This is a genomic window from Nocardia sp. NPDC059691 (assembly GCF_042733915.1).
In the GTDB taxonomy this organism is placed as follows: domain Bacteria; phylum Actinomycetota; class Actinomycetes; order Mycobacteriales; family Mycobacteriaceae; genus Nocardia; species Nocardia sichangensis.
This window is the reverse complement of record NZ_JBHWFB010000006.1, coordinates 257,833-272,109: the sequence shown is the minus strand read 5'-3', so window position 1 is coordinate 272,109 and position 14,277 is coordinate 257,833. Positions and strand designations below refer to the sequence as shown.

18 protein-coding genes and 1 pseudogene are annotated in these 14,277 nt (G+C 65.7%); 10 read left to right on the top strand and 9 right to left on the bottom strand.

Features of this window, described 5'->3' with window-relative positions; all coding sequences use genetic code 11:
* Positions 1-170: 170 nt before the first annotated feature.
* On the bottom strand, positions 171-977 hold the full coding sequence (locus ACFV2O_RS16045; protein ID WP_379252418.1) for a hypothetical protein: 807 nt from the start codon (positions 975-977) through the stop codon (positions 171-173).
* Between ACFV2O_RS16045 and ACFV2O_RS16040 the strand changes: the two genes are divergently transcribed.
* A protein-coding gene (locus ACFV2O_RS16040; RefSeq protein ID WP_379252417.1) for an IS3 family transposase occupies positions 976-2,120 on the top strand; the annotation gives its coding sequence in 2 pieces (ribosomal slippage) (positions 976-1,255 and positions 1,255-2,120; 1,146 coding nt in all). The genes ACFV2O_RS16045 and ACFV2O_RS16040 overlap by 2 nt on opposite strands.
* A gap of 992 nt (positions 2,121-3,112) precedes the next feature.
* Positions 3,113-3,832 (top strand): hypothetical protein, encoded by a 720-nt coding sequence (locus tag ACFV2O_RS16035; RefSeq protein WP_379252416.1) that lies wholly within the window; start codon positions 3,113-3,115, stop codon positions 3,830-3,832.
* A 494-nt stretch (positions 3,833-4,326) separates the two neighbouring features.
* On the opposite strand, the gene ACFV2O_RS16030 is transcribed toward ACFV2O_RS16035, so the two are convergent.
* Complete coding sequence (locus ACFV2O_RS16030; RefSeq protein ID WP_379252415.1) at positions 4,327-4,626, bottom strand: hypothetical protein; 300 nt, start codon at positions 4,624-4,626, stop codon at positions 4,327-4,329.
* Complete coding sequence (locus ACFV2O_RS16025; RefSeq protein ID WP_379252414.1) at positions 4,530-4,913, bottom strand: TetR/AcrR family transcriptional regulator; 384 nt, start codon at positions 4,911-4,913, stop codon at positions 4,530-4,532. The genes ACFV2O_RS16030 and ACFV2O_RS16025 overlap by 97 nt, the downstream gene beginning before the upstream one ends.
* A gap of 66 nt (positions 4,914-4,979) precedes the next feature.
* On the opposite strand from ACFV2O_RS16025, the gene ACFV2O_RS16020 reads away from it, so the two are divergent.
* Both ACFV2O_RS16020 and ACFV2O_RS16015 read left to right on the top strand, forming a co-directional pair.
* Positions 4,980-5,753, top strand: a complete 774-nt coding sequence (locus ACFV2O_RS16020; protein ID WP_379252413.1) for an SDR family NAD(P)-dependent oxidoreductase — start codon at positions 4,980-4,982, stop codon at positions 5,751-5,753.
* 187 nt (positions 5,754-5,940) lie between these two features.
* A complete protein-coding gene (locus tag ACFV2O_RS16015) occupies positions 5,941-6,138 on the top strand; it encodes a hypothetical protein (protein WP_379252411.1) in 198 nt (65 codons plus the stop codon).
* 67 nt (positions 6,139-6,205) lie between these two features.
* Here ACFV2O_RS16015 and ACFV2O_RS16010 read toward each other — a convergent pair whose 3' ends face one another.
* Positions 6,206-6,790 (bottom strand): hypothetical protein, encoded by a 585-nt coding sequence (locus ACFV2O_RS16010; RefSeq protein WP_379252410.1) that lies wholly within the window; start codon positions 6,788-6,790, stop codon positions 6,206-6,208.
* Between the two features lie 495 nt (positions 6,791-7,285).
* Here ACFV2O_RS16010 and ACFV2O_RS16005 point away from each other — a divergent pair, with 495 nt between their 5' ends.
* Positions 7,286-7,882 carry a TetR/AcrR family transcriptional regulator gene (locus tag ACFV2O_RS16005; RefSeq protein ID WP_379252409.1) on the top strand — a complete coding sequence of 199 codons (597 nt, stop codon included), beginning with the start codon at positions 7,286-7,288 and terminating at the stop codon, positions 7,880-7,882.
* A gap of 2 nt (positions 7,883-7,884) precedes the next feature.
* A complete protein-coding gene (locus tag ACFV2O_RS16000; RefSeq protein ID WP_379252408.1) occupies positions 7,885-8,679 on the top strand; it encodes an alpha/beta fold hydrolase in 795 nt (264 codons plus the stop codon).
* 7 nt (positions 8,680-8,686) lie between these two features.
* Here ACFV2O_RS16000 and ACFV2O_RS15995 read toward each other — a convergent pair whose 3' ends face one another.
* Complete coding sequence (locus ACFV2O_RS15995; RefSeq protein ID WP_379252407.1) at positions 8,687-8,929, bottom strand: hypothetical protein; 243 nt, start codon at positions 8,927-8,929, stop codon at positions 8,687-8,689.
* 1,440 nt (positions 8,930-10,369) lie between these two features.
* On the bottom strand, positions 10,370-10,516 hold the full coding sequence (locus tag ACFV2O_RS15990) for a hypothetical protein (RefSeq protein WP_379252406.1): 147 nt from the start codon (positions 10,514-10,516) through the stop codon (positions 10,370-10,372).
* A gap of 366 nt (positions 10,517-10,882) precedes the next feature.
* Between ACFV2O_RS15990 and ACFV2O_RS15985 the strand changes: the two genes are divergently transcribed.
* Both ACFV2O_RS15985 and ACFV2O_RS15980 read left to right on the top strand, forming a co-directional pair.
* On the top strand, positions 10,883-11,788 hold the full coding sequence (locus ACFV2O_RS15985; protein ID WP_379252405.1) for a class I SAM-dependent methyltransferase: 906 nt from the start codon (positions 10,883-10,885) through the stop codon (positions 11,786-11,788).
* 457 nt (positions 11,789-12,245) lie between these two features.
* Positions 12,246-12,386, top strand: a complete 141-nt coding sequence (locus ACFV2O_RS15980) for a hypothetical protein (RefSeq protein WP_379252404.1) — start codon at positions 12,246-12,248, stop codon at positions 12,384-12,386.
* A gap of 18 nt (positions 12,387-12,404) precedes the next feature.
* Here the strand turns inward: ACFV2O_RS15980 and ACFV2O_RS15975 are convergent, their stop codons facing one another.
* Positions 12,405-12,935, bottom strand: a complete 531-nt coding sequence (locus tag ACFV2O_RS15975) for a hypothetical protein (protein WP_379252403.1) — start codon at positions 12,933-12,935, stop codon at positions 12,405-12,407.
* A 10-nt stretch (positions 12,936-12,945) separates the two neighbouring features.
* On the opposite strand from ACFV2O_RS15975, the gene ACFV2O_RS15970 reads away from it, so the two are divergent.
* A complete protein-coding gene (locus ACFV2O_RS15970; RefSeq protein WP_379252402.1) occupies positions 12,946-13,218 on the top strand; it encodes a hypothetical protein in 273 nt (90 codons plus the stop codon).
* Positions 13,219-13,254: 36 nt separating this feature from the next.
* Here the strand turns inward: ACFV2O_RS15970 and ACFV2O_RS15965 are convergent, their stop codons facing one another.
* Positions 13,255-13,563: a hypothetical protein gene (locus tag ACFV2O_RS15965; protein WP_379252401.1), complete on the bottom strand. Its 309-nt coding sequence runs from the start codon at positions 13,561-13,563 to the stop codon at positions 13,255-13,257.
* On the opposite strand from ACFV2O_RS15965, the gene ACFV2O_RS15960 reads away from it, so the two are divergent.
* Positions 13,529-13,828 carry a hypothetical protein gene (locus ACFV2O_RS15960; protein WP_379252400.1) on the top strand — a complete coding sequence of 100 codons (300 nt, stop codon included), beginning with the start codon at positions 13,529-13,531 and terminating at the stop codon, positions 13,826-13,828. The two genes, ACFV2O_RS15965 and ACFV2O_RS15960, sit on opposite strands and share 35 nt — an antisense overlap.
* Before the next feature lie 54 nt (positions 13,829-13,882).
* Here ACFV2O_RS15960 and ACFV2O_RS15955 read toward each other — a convergent pair.
* Positions 13,883-14,172 (bottom strand): annotated as a pseudogene (locus tag ACFV2O_RS15955) (transposase); the annotation flags it as partial.
* Between the last annotated feature and the right edge of the window lie 105 nt (positions 14,173-14,277).

The following is a 14,277-nucleotide window of genomic DNA, read 5'->3' as shown; positions in this document are numbered from 1 at the left end:
CCCAAAGGAAGCAAACCCGTGCCGCGTCCCACCGCGGCTCGGATCCCCCGTAACACCTCGCCCCGCCCTCGTCACTCATACCCGGGTTCGACGCCCGGCCCTTGAGTACGTCGCCGAGTGCAGACCCGCCCCGGCCGCCCGGGCCGGGTGCTGCGGGGGTCCAAACATACTCAGCTTTCATCATCGCCCGGTTCATCTTCTTCACTGTGAATGAGCTGCGCCAGATCCCATAGACTCCGCCCGTCTCCAAGCAACCAGCGCATGGTTCCTTGGTTCGCGACCGGCCGATCGTCCCATCCCGCGTCCCACCACATTTTCGACACGAGCCCAGATGGAGAGTACTGCTGTTCGTCGTATGCCCACAGGATCGATTTGGTGCGGTGATTGACCCACGTCGCCTGCCGTCGCCTTTCATCTTTCGCGAGCCAGTTTTCCAAGGCTTTACGCTCGGGCTCGGTCTGCGCGACATAGTGAAGCGCTGATCCCTCTTTGATAACGCGACGGTCAACTAAGAGCGGTACTGTGTTCTGGCGGCGCGGCTTACGTTGCTTCGCGGGTGGTTCGGGAACGGCTATGCCGTCCGCCATTTGGTCGAGGACTTGTTTGGCCAGCTCTTGGCATCGCTTTGCGGATTGAAAAGTGGCTCTGATCAATGGGCGGTGCTCATCGAGAGTGATCTGGTGCGCCAGTCGACGCACCAGTTCCTCCACAGTGGTTGGAACCTTCTCGAGGACCTCACTTTCCCAGTCGAAGTCGGGGTCGTCGATGCTTGTCGCGCCGAGGTACTGGAACAGCAGGTGCGTAACGAGAAGTCCGCCGTGTTCGGCAACTGCGGCCTCACGGCCGTCGAGTTCATTGCCCCGCTCATACACCGCGCTACGAGTGGCGCGCAGCGTCAGTACTGAAGGGACTGCCCCCGGTTTGGTTGACTCCTGATCTGTGAGGATGCGTCCTCGCGGTGGAAGGATGACCACCATGCCCAAGCCCTATCCCGAGGAGTTCCGCCGCGATGTTGTCGCGGTCGCCCGTAAGGGCGAGATCCCGTTGACCCAAATCGCGAAGGACTTCGGGATCTCGCAGAGCTGCGTAAAGAACTGGGTCAGGCAAGCTGATATTGAGGACGGACACCGCCCCGGCGCCACTGCCGATGAGTCGGCCGAGTTACGCGAGGCCCGCAAACGAATCCGGCAACTGGAACAAGAAGCCGAGGTCATGCGCCGCGCGGTCGCCTATTTCTCCCGCGACGTCAACCCAAAATGATGTACCCGCTGGTCCTGGACCTGGCCGCCGACAAGATCCCTGTCGCGGTGACCTGTCGGGTGCTCGGATTCTCCACCCAAGCATTCTTCAAATGGAAGAAGAATCCTGTCTCGCAACGTGATTGGGACGATGCGCATCTGATCAACGCCGCCTACGACATCCATGCCGATGACCCGGCGTTCGGTTACCGGTTCATCGCCGACGAACTGCCCGCCCGCGGCATCCGCGCGGGCGAGAACCGAGTCGCCCGATTATGCTCTCAGCAGCAGATCTGGAGCGTATTCGCCAAGAAGCGCGGGTTGAACCGGAAGGCCGGCCCGCCGGTCCACGACGACCTTGTCGACCGCAAGTTCACCGCTGATGTCCCGAATGCGGTGTGGCTGACCGATATTACCGAGCATGCCACCAGCGAGGGCAAGCTCTATCTATGTGCGATCAAGGACGTGTTCTCCAACCGGATCGTCGGCTATTCGATCGATTCCCGGATGAAAGCGTCGCTGGCGACCTCGGCGCTGCGTCACGCGGTCGCGTTCCGCTCGCCGACCGCGACGATCGTGCATTCGGACAGGGGCAGTCAGTTCCGCTCTCGGAAATTCGTCAATGCGTTGTCGGTCAACGGGTTACGAGGGTCAATGGGCCGAGTCGGCGCGTGTGGTGACAACGCGGCGATGGAGTCGTTCTTCGCGCTCCTACAGAAGAATGTTCTCGACCGGCAGCGCTGGGCAACCCGGGCCGAACTGCGGTTGGCGATCGTGGTCTGGATCGAGAAGACCTACCACCGAAAACGGCGGCAACGCACACTCGGCCGCCTGACGCCGATCGAGTTTGAGACAATAAACCAGCCCGCGCTTGCGGCCTGAAACACCACACCCGCGAGTCAACCGAACTCGGGGCAGTCCCGGGCGAATCTGGTGTTTCTAAGCCATAAGAACCACCGAACCTGTCAAAATTCACCCAAACTGGGTGTCCTTTGTCCATTGACGGGAGCAACGAGGCGAGGCAATGCTGAACTCGTGCCAAGGCAGAAAGATTCGACTCGACCCGACTTTCGGGTCTACTACGTCAATGTCACTGCACGACCAGATAGATCCGGTCTGCGCCATGCCGGCAGCGGTCTCCCATGCATTCGTATCTCTCCGTTGACACTCAGCCAGTTGGCGGGATCTCGTGCAGCACAACGCACTTTGGCGAGTTTGCAGTTTCCGGCGGTGCTCTGTCCGACGAAAGTGTCCGATGGCCGACTCAGGTGCGAAAACGTGTATGGTGATGGCATGTGCACACTAGCCGTGCACAGCTGCTGCAATTCCGGTGTACGACTCCCCCTCCGGACACAGAAAACGACCTATAGAAATCGGGTCCGGGCACTGTCCGGACACTCCGCCTATGGCAACCTCCGTGACCTGCGGTTCTACCCCTGGACGGGGGGAATTATGACCGAGGACACAATTCTGCCGGTGCTTCCGTCCTTCTCCGCGGCCGACCGCGCCGGGGGCGGTCGCGCGATGTCGAGCCACACCCGCCGAGCATCGCGGTACACAGATCCGCCCGGTCGATGCCGACGGCCGTGTGGTCGACAAGGCGGTGTTGACGGCCTTGGACTGGCGGCCCGGGGATCTGCTGTCGTAGCGGATCGCAGGCGGGTTGATCGTGATCACCCGCCCGGCTACGGCCGCCGCGGTGCCAGCAAGTACGGGCACCTGTCGCTGCCGGCGCCGGTCCGTCGCGGGGCGGGCATCCGCATCCACGACCGGGTTCTGCTGGCCGCCGACCCACAGCAGGCGCTGTTGGTGGTGTACCCGCCGCATGTGCTCGACGACATCCTCGCGCGCCGCTTCGCCGAGGGAACAAGCGCATGAGCACGCGCGCCGCGGCCGACATCGCCACGGTCGCGATGATGATGGACCGTCTCGGGCTCACCGTCGCCGACCTGTCCGCGCAGACCGGGTCGACACGGGCGGTTCCGACGTTCGCCGAGTACATCCCGACAGTGCTGGCAGCGATGCCCGACGGGCGAACCCGAACCCACTACCAAACGTATTGGAACAAAATTCTCGCTCAGCCCGGGTGGGCGCAGCGGCGCCTGGACGAGCCGACGCCCGCAGATCTGCGGCGGCTGTGCGAGACGATCCGCGCGCAGCGGGTGATCCGCCGCAGCGACCGCGGGGGTCGTGAGGTGGTCGGCCATGTCATCGACGTGTGGCGGCGGCTGTACAAGCATGCCGAGGACAACCGGATCATCGAATACCGGGACAACCCCGCCGCCCGGCTGACCAAACCCAAACGCACCCGCTCGAACCGGCGTGCCTTGCAAGCGATCTGCTCGCGCAGATCGTGCATGTCGCGGCCACTACAGGCAATGACCCGCAGCTGGATACGTTGTTGCCGCAGCTGCACACCGAGACCTACCTCGACGTGCGCGCGCAACTCCCCGCTGCTGGTGGCAGCTGGCGCAGGTTTGCCGACGCCTACCGCCGCTACGGCCGAGGCGCCGATGCCGCCATGCGCCGCGACTGGCTCTCCGCCTGCCGGTGGGCCGCGCACAAGTTCCTGTCCGTGGCGCACAAGCAAATAGACACAGGGGCACACCCAGACTCCGACCAGCGGCGGTGGCAGCCGCGACCGTGTGGGTGCACGCGCAGTGGCCTCGGTCCCCGCGGCGGTGGACGGTGCTTGCGGTGCTGCAGGCCTTGGCGTGGGCTTCCGCAGTCGGAGAGCAGGTCGCGCGCGGGGTACCCGTCATCGAGTTCGGTGGCCGGTCACTGTCACTGGCTGTTGGTGACCTACCCGGATCCACCGTGTGGGGCGTGCTGCGGGAACTACGCGACATGCCCGGCGCACCGATCCTGCGCACCCGACCCGGCCGCCGACCGCTACGCCCTACGACGGCGGCTATCTGTTCGGCCCCAGCCCGAGGCAACGCCGACTTCGGGCACTGCTCGACCTCGATACACTGGCACCGACGGATGGACGGCGCTGCTGGGCAGCGCGGTCCGCCGCTCGCCACCGCCGCGCGCAGTTTGACCGCGGGCACCCGCTGTGCGCGGTGGTGGCGCCCGGGTGGCGGGATCAGGCCGGCTCGCGAGGAAGTAGTGCCTCGACCAGCGATCGGGCCTGATCGGCCGGGCCGGTCGGGCCGAACGCCTGTGTCGTGGCGTAGACGCCTTCCATCACAAGCATCAGCTGGTCGGCGAGTGCCTGCGGATCGGTCATCGGCGCGGTGGCCGCGAGTTCGCCTGTCAGCGAACAGAACTGGGCCCGCACCCAGTGCTTCATCGCCACAGCGCGTCGGTGACCGAGCACGTCGTGCTCGGGCAGTTCTCCGAGCGCGATGAGGAAGGGGCAGCCGCGACAGGATTCGGGACGCACCTGTTCAGCCAGCGCGTCGAACAGGGCGAGGATGCGCTCACGGGGCCCCTCCCAGGCTCCGCGGCGCGGAACCACTCCCGGTAGCGGTGCTCTTCTCGCTCGAGATACGCGGCGACCAGATCGTCCTTGGAGCCGAAGAGCCGGTAGAGGGTGGGCGGTGCGACGTTCGCCTCGGCCGCGACGCGGTCCACGCCGGTCGCGCGAATGCCGTGCTGGTAGAACAGCTCTCGCGCGACGGCGAGGATGTACTCCCTGGTGTCCGCGGCGGCGCGGCGTTTCGATCCCACGGGAATACGGTAGCGCCCGCAAGCGATGTTAGGGAGCGTTACGTTACAACAATGCGGGAGTGCGCAATGACCGACTTGAACGGAAAGACCGCCCTGGTGACGGGCGCTTCGCGGGGAATAGGCCGGGCCATCGCCGAGCGTCTGGCCGCCGACGGCGCCGAAGTCGCCGTGCACTACGGCACCAACTTGGAGGCGGCGCAAGCCACGGTATCGGCGATCCGGCGCTCGGGCGGTCGGGCTTTCCCGGTCCGCGCCGAACTGGGCGTCGACGGGGACATCGACCAACTGTTCGGCGAACTCACCACGGGACTCGGCGACCGGCCGTTGGACATCCTGGTCAACAACGCCGCGATCATCGCCTACGACGCCACGGTCGAGCAGGCCACACCCGAGCACTTCGACCGGTTGTTCGCGGTCAATGTGCGGGCGCCGTTGTTCATCGTCCAGCGGGCGTTGCCATTGCTGCGCGACGGCGGGCGCATCGTCAACATCTCCTCCGGCGTCACCTGGTTCGCCACACCGGAGGTCGTCTACGGCATGACCAAGGGCGCGCTCAACGTGCTCGGCCGATCACTGGCCAACACCTTGGGGCCGCGCGGGATCACGGTGAACACGGTCTCGCCCGGCATTACCGACACCGACATGAATTCCTGGCTGCACACCAACGACGGTGCGATCCCCGGTGTGGCGGGCATGACCGCGCTCGAACGCGTCGGCCGTGGCTCTGACATCGCCGACGCGGTTGCCTTCTTCGCCTCCGACGACGGACGCTGGGTCACCGGTCAGACATTGGAGGTCAACGGCGGCCTGTTCCTGGGGCCGAAATCGCCGTCCTGGTGATCACCGGACACGGGCGGGCGGACGCGTGGTCGAGGCCACTCGAATCGCGCCTACTTTCCGGTTCGGGGCACTCGTTGACGACTTCGTCGAATACCCGACAATTGTCCGGGTTATCCGGTGGGCGCGCACGCAGACGGCGTGAATAACGAGAGTCCCCAACAAGGCGGTGGCGCGGTGGTCGGGCCGGATGCGATTGTCCACCGCGGTCCTGCTGGCGGTCATCACCGGTGCGGCAATTGCCGGACCAGCGGAATGGAGCTTGCTCACCGCGTTCCACTCCAAGAATGGCGGAACGCCGGTCGGTGTCACCAAGTTGGCGTTCGACCACGTCGCACAGGTTAAAACTCAAGCTAGGGCGTATCTCGAAGTAGTGCTGCAGATGTGAGGCTGGTTGGCAGGCTGAGAGTTTGAGATATGGCGAGGTCTCCGGCAGTTGGTTGATCGACCAAGATTCAACTGAACACCGGAGACCTCGTGACCACCCTAGTGGTGACCGCGCGAGCGGATCTGACCGATGCCCAATGGGCACGGCTGGAACCGCTGCTAGCCGGAACCCATAGGAGACCGACAGAAAGTCGGCCTCGAAAAACCGGTTCCAGCACCCGCTTCAACGCGGCCTGGACCACCCGATCCGCGATGGTCGGAATGCCCAACTTCCGCAGCTTTCCCGATCCACCCGGTTTCGGAATCTGCCGCTGCCGCACCGGAACCGGCCGAAACGACCCGTCCTTCAACGACAACCGCAGATGGTCCAGGAATCCATCGACACCGAAACCGTGCTCGACATCGTCGGTGGTGACACCGTCGATGCCGGGCGTGTTGCGGCCCCGGTTGCCCGCGACCCGGTCGAACGCCACTCGCAGCGTCGCCGGGCCGTGCACGAGGTTGAACACATCATCGAACCGGCGGCCGGAGTCGGCCGCCGCCCAACGGTGCAGTTTGTCCTGCATCTCCGATACCCGCTGCCACGGCCCCTTCGGGTCCGTGCAGCTGGCGCCGCCGTTCGGCGGCGCTTCTTTCGGTATTACAGCAACCAACTGTCTCCTCTCGCTGTTGCCCTTCCCCATGTGATCGGCTTTCCCGACCTCGGAGTACTACGGCAACTCCGCCCCATTGCGAGCCGATCGGCCGACGATGAGCCCAGCCCTGACCGCGACGCTGGTTGCGCCTGGCAGGGCGGACTCGCAACGGTTCCCGTGTTCACTGTGATTCGCTCGATCGAGGAGGAGCCCGACTCTGCCCCTGCGGCATCGCTACGGTTACGCCGCAGGCCTTCCACCGCAGCCTCCCCGGACACGGGTTTCACCGGCCCAGGAAGTTCTCGCAGCACTCACGCTCCGGGACGCGCCGATCCCGAAGATTCGCCCTCGAGATCGGGCGGCGTCTCGATGCCAACCCGACTACCAGCCACAAACCACGGGCGACGCCATCGACAGCGCTCTTCAAGGGCGATCTCACTGGTCCGGAACCCCAGGATGCGGTACTGTCCTGAATAACAAAGACTGAATTGTTCATATGTATTCAGGAGTGGTATGCCGCCCCCGTTCACTGCTGAGGACCGCGCCCGGATCACCGAGCAACTCCTGGAGGCCGGACATAGCTCGTTCACCACCCAGGGCCTGCGCAAGACCTCCCTGGACGACCTCGTCGCCCCTGCCGGGATCGCCAAAACCAGCTTCTATGCCTTCTTCGACTGCAAGGAGGCGCTGTACCTGGAGCTGATGCTGCGACAGGCACCTCAGCTGCACAACAAGCTGGCAGTGGTGTTGGGCGAGGCCGAGAACGCGCGCGGCGCCCTCGGCGGGTTCCTGCGCGCTGCGGTGCGGATGCTGGAGGAAAACCCGCTCTATCACCGGCTGATTACCCATCCCGAGGAGATGCGGGCGGTGGTTCGTCGTATGGGCCCGGACGAGCTGGCCAGGGCGCGGCAGGTAATGCCGCTGACCGAGTTCCTGGAGGCTGCCAAGGCCAAGGGCCAGCTCATCGAAGCCGACGCCGACGAACTGATCGGGGTGCTCCAAGCCGTACTTCTGCTGCCCATGCATCGCCAAGACATCGGCGAGCAGCGGTACCCCGCCGTGCTCGACCGGCTCATCGACATTGTCGCGACTGGACTGACCAAGCAATGACCATGCGCGAAGGTGTACTGACAGGTGGTGCCGCCTACCTGGAGTTCGGAACGGGAAGCCCGCTCGTGGTGTTTCGCACGGTGCTGCCGGACTCGGCCAACCCCACGGGTGCCGCCCGATGGGCAGAGTTGCGCTCCCTCAAGTCGCTGGCCGCGCGATTCACCGTGCTGGCAGTCGGCCGCCGGCCCGGGCTCGAGCCCGGTGTCACCATGGCCGAACTCGCCGCTCACCACGCCGAAGAGTTACATGCGCGTTTCGACTGCGCGGTAGACGTATTCGGCCTGTCCACGGCTGGTTGCCTCGCGCTGCAGTTCGCCGTCGACCACCCCGGCCTGGTACGCCGACTGGTGGTCGGAGCCGCGGGCCCACGCCTTGGGTTGGAGGGCCGACGCATACAGCGCGAGTACACGGACCTGCTGGCCACTGGACGATACCGGGCCGCGGCAGCGGCACTGGCGCCAGCGACCGCGGACTCCCGGCCCGGCCGAGCCTTGATGGCCGTTCTACTGGGACTGACTGCCGGTCGCCCGGCGGACCCGGACGGCATGGTGGCCATGCTGGCGGCCGAGGACGCGTTCGACATCGAAGACCGTCTGGACGAGATCACCGCACCCACCTTGATGATCGCCGGTGCGCGCGACGCCCTCTACCCGCCCGAACTCGCTGAGCGAGTAGCCAGCGGAGTACGTGATGGCAAGCTCCGGGTGTACGAGGGGCGCCGACACCACACAGTGATGTCCGACCGCCGATTCAGCGAAGACGTCATCGATTTCCTCGCCCCGCCCGACGCCGGATGAAAGGCGCTCACCAACTCGGCTCCCGATTGTTGGAGTAGCGAACCGGGTCAGATAGTGCGGGGTTCCAGCGGAACCAGCCGACCTGGCCTTCGACCCCGCCCTTCTCGCGGGTGCCTTCGACGTCGGGCTGGCAGTAGAACGGCTCCAACCCCAAATGTGACCGGAACACCGTCCATCCTTCGGCTTCCACCCGGGCGCGGGTGAACCCCAGAACCTGCGCGACCGCAGAACGCAGGTTGTCGTAGCGCACTTTCCCGGTCGGGACCGCATGTTCTGCCTGTCACTCGCGAACTGCGAGGATCCTGTCCTGGAAACCTTCCTCAAGACAACAGAGTCCGCAGTGATTCTGGCCGAACACTCGCTCGGAACAGCCTCCTACTACGGCCGCCAAGCAGCCGAACTTGCGCTCAAGGCATTCCTTCCGTCGGCCGTCCTCGGGAATCACCGGTACAGCCACAATCTCGACGGCCTGCTCAACGCGCTCCCGGCAGGGGGATGATCTGCTCGGGGATGGCGCCGTCTGCAGCAGCGGTGGCTGGAGGCCGCGACCGTGTGGGTGCACGCGCAGTGGCCTCGGTCCCCGCGGCGGTGGACGGTGCTTGCGGTGCTGCAGGCCTTGGCGTGGGCTTCCGCAGTCGGAGAGCAGGTCGCGCGCGGGGTACCCGTCGTCGAGTTCGGTGGCCGGTCACTGTCACTGGCTGTTGGTGACCTACCCGGATCCACCGTGTGGGGCGTGCTGCGGGAACTACGCGACATGCCCGGCGCACCGATCCTGCGCACCCGACCCGGCCGCCGACTCACCTCCGACCGCTACTCCCTGGTCACCCCACACCACGGCCACCAACCTATCCGCCCGAACCCGATCCAACTGAGTCGCGCGGGTCGAACCCGTCCATCCCGCCTAGGGCGTGCTGGGGTTGCACTGTCGCCGCATCCGCGAACTCGTCACCCGCGACCGGCTCACCACGGCCGCAGATGTGTTCGCCGCAGCATCGGTCAGCTCCAGCGCGGGATACAACGCACTGGCTGTTCTCACCACCGCCGGGCTCGTCAACCGCACCCACGGCCACCTGCAGCCAGGGACGGTCAGTCTCGACGACATCGCCCACGCATACGGCCTTCACCGGCAGCGCATCGAACGCCTCACTCGCCACCGCAAACACCGTGCAGCCCGGAAACACTGGCTTCACCAGCACGCCAGACCTGACCTTTCCCACGCTCAGCTCCGCGCGACCGCCGGGCAGCCGCGCCAGAACGGGGCAGCATCCGTGCTGGATCGAACGGAGGTAAGAAGAAACCCCAACCGTTGCATAGGCATCGCGGCTTCCGGCGGAGCTTGCCGCAGGAGCGGCCGCAGGGCCGAGTGTCTGTCGCGCAGAACAGAGGCGGATGTCGAGACGTTGCGCCCACCACATGGGGCAGTTTCGTTCGTGCAGTGCCCTAGACCCACGACCACGAGCACAGCGGATGGCCCCATCCGTCAGCGCAGCGCGCGCGATCGTCGCCCAGCGCCATCAGCGCACACGCGCACAGGACATCCGGCCCGACCTACAGTCATCCCTGGTGCGGATGCGAGGTCGTGATCGATCGCTCGGTCCGGCCGCAGGCTCCAGCGCGCGTCGCCGCTGAACCGGTAGTCGAACGGATACATCGCACAGCATCTGCCTGCGGCTGCGGCGTGGGCCGGGCATCACGACACCGGCCCGGTGATCACGCGCTGGGCCCAGGCCGCATGGTCGAGCAAGGTGTCGTCGTGACCGGATGGCGCGGACAGCAGGATTCCGGTGCGCACCCATCCCCCGATCAGCTCGATGTCGGCGGCAACCCCGATGTCCACAACGGGGTCGCACCGCCGCCCCGACCGCCACGGCGTGAACCTGAGCCCGATCCGCCGCGGGCAGCCCGCAACAAGCTCGGGCCAATAACCCGGACAAGACCGCGCTTCGTGCTCGCCGCGCACCGGCGTCTCTTTGACGAGCATTACAGTTACTGCCTGGTTAAATGTTGCTCACGCACTGTTTGGCGCAGCTGTGAGATCTGTAGTCTCGGATCCGGATGCCACCCGATCCAGGGGCACCCACAGCCGCCCGATCGGCGACTGGCAGACATTCGCGCCCCGAAGGGCGGTCCGACCTCAGCCTGTGTGGCGGGAGGGCACCGACACCGACGCGATTCGGCCCTGCATGCAAGGAAGATCCGCACCATGACCGGTTACGCCCTCTTCGACCGTCAGATCCCGTCCCGCGACCAGCTACCCGATGAGTTCTTCGCGCAGTTCCTCGACCCGACTCGCACCTACAGTTGCGCGTACTGGACTCACCCGGACGACACCCTGGAACAAGCCCAGTCCGCCAAGATCGACCTTGCGCTGGCCAAATGCGATCTGCGACCGGGGATGACCCTGCTCGACGTCGGCTGCGGCTGGGGTTCGACCATGCTGCGCGCCATGGACAGCTACGGCGTCAATGCGATCGGGCTCACGCCCCACCGCGACCAGCACCGGTACGTACGCGACCGCCTCGTCGATCGGCTCGTCCGCGGTTGCCCCTACGGCGGTGTGCGACGGCAAAGCTGGCAACAATTCGACCGCCCTGTAGACCGCATCGTCTGCATCGGCGCGCTCGAACACATCCCCCGCCAGCGATACCCCGCCTTCTTCGACTTCGCCTACCGGATGATGCCGGACGACGGAGTGCTGCTGGTACAAACCGTCGTCGTCCAAGACTCGAATCACGCGGATGCGCACCAGGCACCGGCCCTGACGACCGAAGCCGAATTCGCGTTCCTGCGCGGCACCGTCTTCCCGAGTAGCCAGCTCCCACGATCGACCGGCCACAGCCCCAGGGGGATCAACGAGTACGCGCAGGACGCCGGATTCACCCTCACCCGCATTCAGGAACTGGGATCCCACTACACCACCACCCTGGACAGTTGGGCCACCTCTTTGCATGAGCACCGCGACCGGGCGATCGAACTGGCCGGGCAACACACCTACAACGCCTACATCAGCTATCTGACCGAGTGCGCCGACCACTTCCGCCACGGCCACCTCAACGTCATGCAGTTCACCTTCACCAAACCCGGCGCAATACAACCCCCACCACATTGATCCTGCCCGCGCCACCCGGTTTGGAGGTCCCTGGAACCGGTAAGGAGCGGTTCCTTCGTGCTCAATTCCGTGGGAAACGCCGGCCCCGAAGCCTGGGGTGCTCGAATTGCTCAAGCAGTCCGACCGAGGATTCGACGCCGTCGTCATCGGAGAACCGGCCCGCTACCGGCCCCGACAAGACGCAGATAGAGGGACTCGGCCGGCGCGCCTGGGAAGCCAGCGAGACCGGCCGATGAGCGCCACCGCGACCGCCACGACGGAGACATCGCCGCGAACCGGCTGCTGCTACGGCAGATGAGCATCGCACCGGGCGACCTGCTCCCCTCCCCACCCGACGCGCCGACCTTCGCGGAGTACGTCCCCCAGGTCCGCGCCCGCCTGTCCGAGGGCACCCTGCGCACCTACAACACCCACCTGACACTGCCGGAGAACGAGTGGCCGGACCGCCGACTACTACATGCGTGGCGTTGCAGCTCGCTGGCGCACCCAGCCGATCCTCGACGAGTTCGACGACCTGCTGGACCGCTTCGATCAACTCACCGCAGGCCTGACACTCAGCGATTTCGACACCAACGCCCTGGACTCCTGGCGGATGTGAACCACGGTGCGGGCCCGATCAGTAGTGGAAGCTCACCAGGTCGAGGTCGTTGTCGACGCACCAGCGGACCCAGTCGCGTAGCTCGGTCACTGATTCAAAGAGCTCCTCATCTCCGATCCCCGACAGGTCGGCGGCCGCGAACGCGCGGGCGACCGGCTCCAGCTCGGCGCGGGTGAAGTGCCCGATAGCCGGGAAGTCCTCGATCTCCGGCAGGGAGATCGGGGATCCGGAGAAGGCCAGATGATGGGGATCGAGGTCGATACCCAGCCCGTCGAGGACGTCGCCGACCTTGTCGAACCACGAGGTACTGATCGGATACCAGGCCCGGTTGCTCAACGCGCCGCCGAACCGCGCGCACAGAATCTGCAACGCCATCCCATAGGGCGCGCCGTCGCTGCCGCTGTGCTTCTCGGAAAAGAACAGCTCCCGCAACGCCGTCCGGACGGCCTCAGAGCAAGTCGTGGCCCGATGGACATCCACCATCCAGTCGAAAAAGCCTTGTGGGTCGCCGGTATGCGCGGAGGGCGCCGACAGCACCTCGACATCCACCGCGTACGGCATGATCCCGTATCCCACACCATCTCCCCGTATCAGTCTTCGGCACTACGTCGCCATCGACCACGTCGATCTCACTGTCGCATGCCATGCCGACATGCCTCGATGGACCGGCGGATGGGCCGGCAGCCGCAGCCGGCTGATGCTCGACGATGACGCGTCCAACCTGGACAGGGCTGCAGTCCACGAGGGACGGCTCTGGGCGCTGGACGGACATGCCGCCACAGGAAGCCTGCCGGATTTGGGTGCCGCGGCCGCCGCGCCGCGGCTGTTTTGAGAAGCCGATTGCGAAGCGAAGGGGTGTAGCAAGCCTCTACTCACCGTTTCCGCAAGTCGATCTATCGGCCGGATCTCCCGCAGCGAGCACTGCGCTGATATCACCCAGCCGAGGGCCATCTAGGAGCGTCCTCAGATTGGGGCGGGTGCAAACCGCGCTCTGTGCAGCAAACGCAGATACCGGCCTCGGGCTCCATCCGCTGCCACCCAGCCCTGCCCAGCCGGCCGCTCGCAACGCGGCGCCGACGCTGTCATCGATGATGCAGCGGGGGTAGTCGGCGCGGCCACCACCGGCGAAGTAGAGAAACTTGATGGAGAACGCCCACCCCAACCATGCGCACCGCATTCCGATACAGCGAAGGCCGCAGCGGGGTGTAGGCCGCGACCGGGTCGCTGCGGCTCAGGCGGGCGGCCTCGACCAGCAGCGCGATCCGCCGCCCGGACTTTCGATCCAGGTCGCCCGCAACACCGCAATGATCGCCATCCTCGCCGACATCCCGGTCACCGTGGTCAGCGACCTGCTGGGTGTCAGCCCGGCCACCGCCGAACGGCGGTCCCGATACGCCCAGAACGATTGGGCCCGGTATCTCCCCGATACAGAGCCCGATTGAGCGGCCGACACCGGCACCATCCCGATAGTTCACAGGGACACCCCCTGCGGCATACTACGGACCGCTCGCCTGAGACCGATTTGCTCCGCTGTCAGGGTGGAGGACGCGGTGCAAGCGGTCGGCGAAAATGATCGCGAACGCGTTGACCGTTGGCTTCCAGCGCATCATCCATCGTGCCCGACCGGCACCGGTCGGGTCGAGCGAACGAGTCACCGGATACAGGCATTTCAGGGCGGCTTGCTCGGTGAGGAATGACCTCGCGCCTCGATCGCACGCCGGTAGTGGACGTTGAGCGATTCCATGGCGTCGGTCGAGCAGATCACCCGCCTGATCTCGAGGTGGTAGAGGCTGTTGCAGAATCGCTGCGTCTTCGAGGTGTGGAGGCTGTGAAACGCTTTCACCAGAACGCCTTCGGGTGGGCGGGGTCTGGCAGGTGGTGCATCAGGCCG

Bases quoted from the DNA above. Each gene is read 5' to 3' on its own strand.
- ACFV2O_RS16045 (WP_379252418.1), bottom strand. From the start codon at position 977: ATGGTGGTCATCCTTCCACCGCGAGGACGCATCCTCACAGATCAGGAG.
- ACFV2O_RS16035 (WP_379252416.1), top strand. From the start codon at position 3,113: ATGAGCACGCGCGCCGCGGCCGACATCGCCACGGTCGCGATGATGATG.
- ACFV2O_RS16020 (WP_379252413.1), top strand. From the start codon at position 4,980: ATGACCGACTTGAACGGAAAGACCGCCCTGGTGACGGGCGCTTCGCGG.
- ACFV2O_RS16015 (WP_379252411.1), top strand. From the start codon at position 5,941: ATGCGATTGTCCACCGCGGTCCTGCTGGCGGTCATCACCGGTGCGGCA.
- ACFV2O_RS16005 (WP_379252409.1), top strand. From the start codon at position 7,286: ATGCCGCCCCCGTTCACTGCTGAGGACCGCGCCCGGATCACCGAGCAA.
- ACFV2O_RS16000 (WP_379252408.1), top strand. From the start codon at position 7,885: ATGCGCGAAGGTGTACTGACAGGTGGTGCCGCCTACCTGGAGTTCGGA.
- ACFV2O_RS15985 (WP_379252405.1), top strand. From the start codon at position 10,883: ATGACCGGTTACGCCCTCTTCGACCGTCAGATCCCGTCCCGCGACCAG.
- ACFV2O_RS15980 (WP_379252404.1), top strand. From the start codon at position 12,246: ATGCGTGGCGTTGCAGCTCGCTGGCGCACCCAGCCGATCCTCGACGAG.
- ACFV2O_RS15970 (WP_379252402.1), top strand. From the start codon at position 12,946: ATGATCCCGTATCCCACACCATCTCCCCGTATCAGTCTTCGGCACTAC.
- ACFV2O_RS15960 (WP_379252400.1), top strand. From the start codon at position 13,529: ATGGAGAACGCCCACCCCAACCATGCGCACCGCATTCCGATACAGCGA.
- ACFV2O_RS15965 (WP_379252401.1), bottom strand. From the start codon at position 13,563: ATGCGGTGCGCATGGTTGGGGTGGGCGTTCTCCATCAAGTTTCTCTAC.